Annotated in this window: 8 protein-coding genes; 3 read left to right on the top strand and 5 right to left on the bottom strand. The window is 62.8% G+C overall.

Annotation, left to right across the window (positions count from 1 at the left end; genetic code table 11):
- A partial coding sequence (locus WA157_RS16675; protein ID WP_422622028.1) for an MlaE family ABC transporter permease occupies positions 1 to 765 on the bottom strand: 765 nt, incomplete at its 3' end.
- Between the two features lie 106 nt (positions 766 to 871).
- Between WA157_RS16675 and WA157_RS16670 the strand changes: the two genes are divergently transcribed.
- Both WA157_RS16670 and WA157_RS16665 read left to right on the top strand, forming a co-directional pair.
- Positions 872 to 2,581, top strand: coding sequence for a GMC family oxidoreductase (locus WA157_RS16670; protein ID WP_422622027.1), 1,710 nt, complete (start codon positions 872 to 874; stop codon positions 2,579 to 2,581).
- A 255-nt stretch (positions 2,582 to 2,836) separates the two neighbouring features.
- The gene (locus WA157_RS16665) at positions 2,837 to 3,595 is read left to right on the top strand and encodes a TSUP family transporter (protein ID WP_011466180.1); all 759 of its coding nucleotides are present in this window, start codon (positions 2,837 to 2,839) and stop codon (positions 3,593 to 3,595) included.
- Between the two features lie 19 nt (positions 3,596 to 3,614).
- Here WA157_RS16665 and mrdA read toward each other — a convergent pair whose 3' ends face one another.
- The 4 genes from mrdA to WA157_RS16645 all read right to left on the bottom strand — a co-directional run bounded on the left by mrdA (position 3,615) and on the right by WA157_RS16645 (position 8,254).
- Positions 3,615 to 5,645, bottom strand: a complete 2,031-nt coding sequence (mrdA, locus tag WA157_RS16660) for a penicillin-binding protein 2 (protein ID WP_422622026.1) — start codon at positions 5,643 to 5,645, stop codon at positions 3,615 to 3,617.
- Between the two features lie 102 nt (positions 5,646 to 5,747).
- Positions 5,748 to 6,278, bottom strand: coding sequence for a rod shape-determining protein MreD (mreD, locus tag WA157_RS16655; protein WP_011466182.1), 531 nt, complete (start codon positions 6,276 to 6,278; stop codon positions 5,748 to 5,750).
- Positions 6,275 to 7,195: a rod shape-determining protein MreC gene (gene mreC / locus WA157_RS16650; RefSeq protein WP_422622025.1), complete on the bottom strand. Its 921-nt coding sequence runs from the start codon at positions 7,193 to 7,195 to the stop codon at positions 6,275 to 6,277. Before mreC ends, mreD begins: the two co-directional genes overlap by 4 nt.
- Positions 7,196 to 7,210: 15 nt before the next feature.
- The gene (locus WA157_RS16645) at positions 7,211 to 8,254 is read right to left on the bottom strand and encodes a rod shape-determining protein (RefSeq protein WP_011466184.1); all 1,044 of its coding nucleotides are present in this window, start codon (positions 8,252 to 8,254) and stop codon (positions 7,211 to 7,213) included.
- 203 nt (positions 8,255 to 8,457) lie between these two features.
- On the opposite strand from WA157_RS16645, the gene gatC reads away from it, so the two are divergent.
- The gene (gatC, locus tag WA157_RS16640) at positions 8,458 to 8,757 is read left to right on the top strand and encodes an Asp-tRNA(Asn)/Glu-tRNA(Gln) amidotransferase subunit GatC (RefSeq protein ID WP_422622024.1); all 300 of its coding nucleotides are present in this window, start codon (positions 8,458 to 8,460) and stop codon (positions 8,755 to 8,757) included.
- Positions 8,758 to 8,770: the final 13 nt, after the last annotated feature.

Below are 8,770 nucleotides of genomic sequence, written 5' to 3'. Positions count from 1 at the left end.
GCCTTTGGCAATGCCCATCACGCGCATGGCGTCTAACTCTTCGGTGACCCGCATCACGCCAATTTGCGCCGTGATGGTCGAACCCGAGCGCCCGGCAATCAAAATGGCGGCCAGCACCGGCCCGAGCTCGCGGATCACCGACAAGCCCAAAATATTGACGATGAAGCTGTCGGCGCCAAACTGGCGCAGCTGCAGCGACATCAAATACGCCAGCACCACGCCAATCAAAAAACCCAGCAGCGCGGTAATGGGCAGCGCGGTGGCGCCGATGCTGAACAGGTGGCCCGACACATCGCGCCAGGGGCCCTTGGCGGGCGCGCGCAGCAGTCGCAGTGTGTCAAGCAGCAGTTGGCCCAGCAGCCGGGTCGCATCCCTGAGATGGTCAATCAGCAGCCAGACCAGGGCACCGAGCGCCAGGAACAGTTGCCAGGCGCTGGTGCGCCGCGCCACCGGCGGCGGCAGCGAGTACTGTTCGACGCGGCTCAGCATGGCGCGCTGCGCGGGCTCGATCAAAAGTTGAGTGGGCCATTGGCGGCCCCAGGCGTTCCACAGCACCTGGGCACCGGTGTGATCCAGCCGCTGCAGGTCGCGCAGATCCCATTTGAGCTTTACCGCGTCACCCGGTGCAGCGAAGGACAAGTCGGACCGCAAACGGGCCCAGTTGGCGGGCTCGGCCAGGCGCGCGGCCGACCAATCACCCGACAGCCGCAGTCCGGCGCCGTCAGCCACATCGCTGCGCTCAATGTTTGGGGCCTCTGGCGTCATGACGACTCAGAAGGGGATTGATAAACGGGGGCCATGCAGGGATCGTAACGCCAAGCGCTGACGCCGGGGTGCTTGACGGGTCTGAGGCTTGCGGCAGAATGGCCGCATGAACACCACGTTTGACTACATCATCATCGGCGCCGGCACCGCAGGCTGCCTGCTGGCCAACCGGCTCTCCAGGGACCCGACCAAGCGCGTGCTGCTGATCGAGGCCGGCGGCAAGGACGACTACCCCTGGATTCATATCCCGGTGGGCTACCTGCATTGCATTGGCAACCCGCGCACCGACTGGCTGTTTCAGACCGAGCCCGAGGCGGGGCTCAATGGCCGCGCCCTGCGCTACCCGCGCGGCAAGACACTGGGCGGCTGCAGCAGCATCAACGGCATGATCTACATGCGCGGCCAGGCGCACAACTATAACCAGTGGGCAAGTCTCACGGGTGACGATGCCTGGTCCTGGCAAAACAGCTTGAGTGACTTCATGGCGCACGAGAGTCACTATAAATTAGATAGCTATTCAAGTCCTGTGGACGGGGGCCAGAGGACTAAAAAGCTTGAAGATTTCAAGAACTTCCATGGCGCAAACGGCGAGTGGCGGGTCGAAAAACAACGCCTGCGCTGGGACATCCTGGACGCCTTTGCCCAGGCCGCGCAGCAGGCCGGCATCGCGCCGACCGACGACTTCAACGCCGGCTCCAACGAGGGTGTCGGTTATTTTGAGGTCAATCAGAAAAAGGGCTGGCGCTGGAGTACGGCGAAGGCTTTTTTGCGTCCCGCCTGCATGAATCGTCCCAACTTTGAACTCTGGACCTCGGCGCAAGTGGTCAAGCTGCAACTGCAAAACCAGCTTGATGGCAGCCTGCGTTGTGCCGGCGTGCAGGTGTGGGTGGGCGGCGAGATGGTCAACGCCACGGCGACCGGCGAAGTCATCCTGAGCGCCGGCAGCATCGGCTCGCCGCAGATTTTGCAGCTCTCGGGCATTGGCCCGGCCGCGCTCTTGCAGCAGCATGGCATTGCAGTGCAGGTGGACGCGCCGGGGGTGGGTGCGAACTTGCAGGATCACTTGCAGATTCGCACCGTGTTCAAGGTGACAGGCGTCAAGACGCTCAACACGCAGGCCAACTCGCTGTGGGGCAAGGCCATGATCGGCCTGGAGTACGCGCTCAAGCGCAGTGGCCCGATGAGCATGGCGCCGAGCCAGTTGGGCGCCTTTACCCGCAGCGATGCCAGCCAGCCCTACCCCAACATCGAGTACCACGTGCAGCCGCTCAGCCTGGACGCTTTTGGCGAACCGCTGCACCGCTTCAACGCCTTCACCGCCAGCGTGTGCAACCTTCAGCCCAGCAGCCGCGGCACGGTGCGGATCCAGAGCCCGCGCTTTGATGCGGCGCCCGCGATTGCGCCGCACTACCTGAGCACCGAGGCGGACCGCCAGGTGGCCGCGGATTCACTGCGCCTGACACGCACCATCGTGGCGCAAGCGGCGCTGGCCAAGTACCAGCCGCAAGAGTTCAAGCCGGGCGTTCAGTTTCAGACTGACGAGGAACTGGCGCGTCTGGCCGGCGATATTGCCACCACCATTTTTCACCCGGTCGGCACCACCAAAATGGGGACCGACGACGACCCGCTGGCGGTGCTGGATTCACACTTGCGGGTGCGTGGCGGGAACGGCGGCCTGGTGGCGGGCTTGCGCGTGGTCGACGCTGGCGTGATGCCGGTGATCACCAGCGGCAACACCAACTCACCCACTTTGATGATTGCGGAAAAGGCGGCGCGCTGGATAATTGAAGATGCGGCCCGCCGGAGAGAAGGGTAAATCCGAAGAGGGTAAGTCCTGATGCGTCAATCGCAGCCCCCGCTTACAGTCGAGTCAATCACCAGCAGGCATCCAGGCCCGCTGTCCGTGAAAGGCCCAGGAGACAAACCCGCAAAGGGTTGATAAAAATGAAAAAGCACCGGTGATCCCGGTGCTTTTTTTATGCAAAATCGGCCTCTAGCCCCCGTATTCATTGCCTGTATAGCTATTAATAGTGTAGCAATCAACGGCCGCACCTGATGCGACAATGCGCCGATGGAATTGTTCGTTGTCTCGCTCGCCTCGCTGCTGGCCGGTTTTGTGGATTCAATTGTGGGCGGGGGTGGCCTGATTTTGGTGCCGGCTCTGTTTGTCACCTTCCCCAACACCCATCCAGCCACCCTGTTTGGCACCGGCAAAGGCGCGTCGGTCTGGGGCACGGGCTTTGCCACCTGGCAATTCAGCCGCCGGGTCGAGATGCGCTGGGCCGCGCTGCTGCCCGCCGCCGCCGCCGGTTTCATCGCGGCCTTCGCCGGCGCCTGGCTGGTGACCGTGGTATCGCCTGATTTTTTGCGCCGGCTGCTGCCCGGCGTGTTGCTGGCGGTGCTGATCTATACCGTGCTCAGAAAAGAGCTGGGGCGCACCCATGCGCCGTTGTTCTCGGGCGGCAAAGAGGCTTGTCTGGCGGCGTCCATCGGTGCCGTGATCGGTTTTTACGACGGGTTTTTTGGCCCCGGCGCCGGCAGTTTTCTGGTCTTTTTGTTTGTGCGCGTGATGGGCTACGATTTTCTGAGCGCCTCGGCCGCCGCCAAGCTGATCAACACCGCCACCAACACGGCGGCGCTGATTCTGTTCGTGGCCAAGGGCCACATCTGGTGGCATTTTGTGCTCGCCATGGCGCTGGCCAACGTGGCGGGCAGCCTGCTCGGCACGCGCCTGGCGCTCAAGCACGGCACCGGCTTTGTGCGCGCATTCTTCATCGTGGTCGTGAGCGCGCTGATCCTGAAAACCGGCTATGACGCCTTCTTGCGCTGAGAACAGGGCGCAAGGTCTCTTAACGAACAGTTGATGCGGCACTCGCCGTTTTTGCCGGCGCGCTGGCGGCGCTGGCCGGCGCCACAGTTGCCACAGGCGCCACCGGTGCACCCGGCGGCCAGGGCAGCTCTGCCACCGTGCGCGGTTTGCCAATCGGCGCCGGTGCCATGCCTTTTTTCACGGCCTCCATGTCTTCCAGGCTCGGGTACTGGTTGAGCAGCCAGTAATCAATCACCCGGCGCGCAATCGGGGCCGAGTATTTGGCGCCAAATCCGGCGTTTTCCACGATGATGGCCAGGGCAATTTTGGGGTCTTCAGCCGGCGCAAAGGCAGTGAACAGGGCGTGGTCGCGAAAGCGTTCCTCCATTTTGGAGGCGACGTACTTCTCGTTGGCCTTGATCTGCACCACCTGCGCCGTGCCGGTCTTGCCGCCACTGGTGTAGGGCGCGCCACGGAAGCTGGCCGCTGACGTGCCCTCAATGTTCACCCCGACCATGGCCCTCTTGACGACCGCAATGTTGGCCGCTTTGGCGATCACTTCACCCACCGATTCGTGCTCGGTGGTGGCGGGCGCGTGCGTGATGACGTCCACCACCTCTTTCACCAGATGCGGCTTCATCTTGACGCCATTGTTGGCCAGCGTGGCAACCGCCGAGGCCAGTTGCAGCATGGTGAAGTTGTTGTAGCCCTGGCCGATGCCGAGCGAGATGGTTTCACCGGCGTACCACTTTTGTTGTTCCGGCTTTTTGTACGCTTTGCGTTTCCAGGCCGTCGATGGCAGCAGGCCGCGCACCTCGCCAAAAATGTCGATGCCGGTCAGCTCGCCGAAACCGAAGCGCTGCAGTTGGTCATGAATGGTGTCCACCCCCATGTCATTGGCCAGCACGTAGTAATAGGTGTCGCAGGACTCGACGATGGACTTGTACATGTTGACCATGCCGTGCCCACCCTCCTTGTCGTCCCGAAAACGGTGACCACCAAGCATGAAAAACCCGGGGTCGGCGATCGACTGCTCGGGCGTGCGGGCGCCGGTCTCCAGCGCCGCCAGCGCCATGAACGGCTTGTAGGTGGAACCGGGCGGGTAGGTGCCGCGCAGCGCGCGGTTCAGCAGCGGCTTGTCGATGGACTCGTTGAGCGCTTGCCAGCTCTCGCTGTCGATGCCTTCGACAAACAGATTCGGGTCGAAGGTGGGCTTGCTGACAAAGGCCAGTATTTCACCGGTCTTGGGGTCCAGCGCCACCAGCGCGCCGCGGCGTTCGCCAAACAGCTCTTCCACCATGTGTTGCAGCTTGATGTCAAGCGCCAGCTTGACGGTGTTGCCGGGGGTGGCCGGGCTGCTGGCGAGTCGGCGCATAGCGCGCCCGCCGGCCGAGGTCTCCATCGAGTCGACACCGGTGATGCCGTGCAACTGGGTCTCAAAGCTCTGCTCCACGCCGAGCTTGCCGATGTAATCGGTGCCCCGGTAGTTGGCGGCGTCCTCGGAGTCGTCGAGCTTTTCCTTTTCGGACTGATTGATGCGCCCGATGTAGCCGATGACGTGGCTGGCCAGCTCGCCATAGGGGTAGCTGCGAAACAGCCGGGCCTTGATCTCGACACCCGGAAAACGATAGCGTTGCACTGCAAATTTGGCGACCTCTTCATCACTGAGGCGGGTGCGCAACGGCAGCGACTCAAAACTCTTGGATTCTTCACGCAGCTTCTTGAAACGACGCCGGTCACGCGGCGTGATTTCCAGCACCTGTGACAGCTCATCGATCGTCTGCTCCAGGTCACTCACCTTGGAAGGGGTCACTTCCAGCGTGTAGGCCGAGTAGTTGCTGGCCAGCACAACGCCGTTGCGGTCGAGGATCAGGCCCCGGTTCGGCACCACCGGCACAATCGCCGTGCGGTTGCTTTCGGCCTGCTCCAGCAGGTCATCGTGGCGCACCACCTGCAGGTACACCAGGCGTGACAGCAGCAGCAGGAACCCCAGCACCACGACGATGCCGGCCACCAGCAGCCGCGCCCGAAAGCGCGACAGATCGGCCTCGACGTTGCGCAGCTCGGTCATGACAACGAAGTGAACGGTTCCGGCGCCGGGCCGCCCCCAGGCGGAACAGCCCCCTCGGGGGGCAGCGCAGTACACCAAGTGACAAGCGTGGGAGTCATATCCCTACAAAGGCCGGTGCGCATCAGGATCAGGGGTTCTTCGTTGCGGCATCAGCAACAGCACGCTGACCACCGGCCACAGCAGCGACTCGATGAGCGGCGCCAGCAACAGCCAAAAGCCGGGAAAGCCACCACCCGCCAGCATGCGCACACTCAGCGCAATGGCATGCGCCGCCACAAACAGCGGCAACACCTGAAACGCCTGCGACGGCACCGGAAACCACAGCAGGCGGCGGTGGATGGCAATGGCCAGAAAGCTCAGTACCGTGTAGCTCAGTGCGTGCTGGCCCAGCATCGCCCCCTGGTGCACGTCAACAAAAATGCCAAACACAAAAGCGGCGCCAATGCCGATGCGCTGCGGCTGGTGGATGCTCCAGAACACCAGCACCAGCGCCAGCAGGTCGGGCATCCAGGCGGCTCGCCCCCACAGCCCCATGTTCTGCAACATGTTCAGGAGCAAGGCCGCTACCAGGCTGCCCCAGATGAAGAAAGGGTTGGCGGGCAGCAGCAACTGATGGCCCGGACGCATGATCATTTTTTCGATCCTTTCCTGACCGGGCCAGCGGGTGTTGGCACGACCGGCTGCGGAGCGATCTGGCTGGCAACGGGTTGCAGCACCATCACATGTACCACGCCCGACACCAGCGCCAGGGGCTCACAGCTGATGCGCGCAAATGCCGAGTCAACACGGCGGTCCACCTTCGCCACCTTCGCGACCGGCAAGCCCGGGGGGTAGACGCCGTCCACGCCGCTGGTGGTCAACAAATCACCGACTTGCACATCGGTATTGGCCGCCATGAAGCGCAGCTCCAGCGCGTTGGCGCGCAGGGCCGGGTCGCCAAAGGCCACGCCGCGCGCCCCGGTGCGGGTGTTGAGCACCGGAATGGCCTGCTCCCGGTCGGTGATCAGGGTGACTTCGCTGATCGCCGGGTAGACCCGTGTCACCTGGCCCAGCACGCCGGCTTCGTCCAGCACCGGCGAGCCGGCCACGATACCGGCCAGCAAGCCGCGGTCAATGATGACCTTGCGGGTGTAGGGGTCAGCGGCGTCATACAGGACTTGGGCCGCCTGTGATGGCGTGCTCACGCGCTCGCGCAAGGTCAGCAGCGCGCGCAAGCGGGTGTTTTCCAACAGCAGTTGCTCGACCTGACTGGCACGCTGGGACTGCAAACCAAGCTTGTACAGGGCGGCCTCTTCGCTGCTCTGGGAGCGTTTGAGAGACTCAAAATATTTGCCTCCGCCCTGGGCCCAGACCACGGGTCGCAGGGCCAGCCATTGCACCGGATAAAGCGCGGCCGCCACCGCCACCCGCAACGGCCGCGCCAGCTCAAGGCGTGCATCGGCCACCATCAGGAACAGCGCCAACAGACTGAAAAACGTGAGTTTGGACAGGGCCGACGGGCCCTGCCGAAAGAAAGGCGGCGGCGTCCCGTCCAGCGTACCAAGGGGCATCGCTGCGCCTGTTGCTTATTCGCTGGTGAAAATGGAGCCCAGGCGGTCCATCCGCTCCAGCGCCATGCCGCAACCCCGCACCACGCAAGTCAAGGGGTCTTCGGCCACCAACACCGGCAGACCGGTTTCTTCGGCCAGCAGACGGTCCAGGTCACGCAACAGCGCGCCGCCGCCGGTGAGCATCATGCCGCGGTCGGCAATGTCGGCACCGAGCTCGGGCGGGGTTTGTTCCAGCGCGTTTTTGACCGCCGACACGATGTTGTTGATCGGGTCGGTCAGGGCTTCGAGGATTTCATTGCTGGAGATCGTGAAACTGCGTGGCACGCCTTCGGACAGGTTGCGCCCGCGCACTTCCATCTCGCGCACTTCGCTACCCGGAAACGCCGAACCGATATTTTTCTTGATCGCCTCCGCCGTGGGCTCGCCAATGAGCATGCCGTAATTGCGCCGGATGTAGTTGATGATGGCTTCATCGAAGCGGTCGCCACCCACACGCACGCTGCCTTTGTAGACCATGCCGCCGAGCGAGATGACACCGACCTCGGTGGTACCGCCGCCAATGTCAACCACCATGGACCCGCTGGCCTCACTGACCGGCAGACCGGCGCCAATGGCGGCGGCCATCGGCTCTTCAATCAGGTAGACGTCGCGGGCACCGGCGCCCAGGGCACTTTCACGGATGGCGCGGCGCTCGACCTGGGTCGAGCCGCACGGCACGCAAATGATGATGCGCGGGCTGGGCCGAAAAATGGAGCGCGGGTGCACCATCTTGATGAACTGCTTGAGCATCTGCTCGGTGACGGTGAAGTCGGCAATGACGCCGTCTTTCATCGGACGAATAGCCTCGATGTTGCCGGGCACTTTGCCCAGCATGGCCTTGGCTTCCTTGCCGACCGCCTGGATTGTCTTTTTGCCTTGCGGGCCGCCTTCGTGGCGGATCGCCACCACGGAGGGTTCATCGAGCACAATGCCCTTGTCACGAACGTAAATCAGGGTGTTGGCGGTACCGAGGTCAATCGCCAGGTCAGTGGAGAAGTACTGACGGAATGCTCCAAACATTAATATAGTCCTCTCGGGCATGGTGGGCGCTTCGGCCTGCCATCACCTGGTTAACGGGTTCAAAATCGGGTTTTATTGGCAAAAACCTGCCGGGTCGCAGACCCACAGCCAAAGGCGGGATAATACCTCATCCCCTGTGAATAACTGTCCGGTCCCGCCTCTTTAAAGGTGTTTTACAACCGGTTTCGAATGAAGATACTTGTATGTCCCTGACTTCTACTGACATCGCCCGAATTGCCAATCTGGCACGGCTGGAGCTCAAAGCGGCCGAGAGTGAGCGCATGCTGACACAAATCAACGGTTTTTTTGCCCTGGTCGAAAAAATGCGCGCGGTCGATACCACGGGCATCGAGCCGCTGGCACACCCGGTGGCCACCGTCCAGGACATCACCCTGCGCCTGCGTGAAGACCGGGTCAGCGAGGCCAACCAGCGCGAGGTCAACCAGCGCAACGCCCCCGCGCTTGAGCATGGCCTGTTTCTGGTGCCCAAGGTGATCGAGTAACACCACCAACAAA

The organism is Rhodoferax ferrireducens, from assembly GCF_049302455.1.
GTDB classification, from domain to species: domain Bacteria; phylum Pseudomonadota; class Gammaproteobacteria; order Burkholderiales; family Burkholderiaceae_C; genus Rhodoferax; species Rhodoferax ferrireducens_B.
This window is presented reverse-complemented; position numbering and strand designations above follow the sequence as displayed.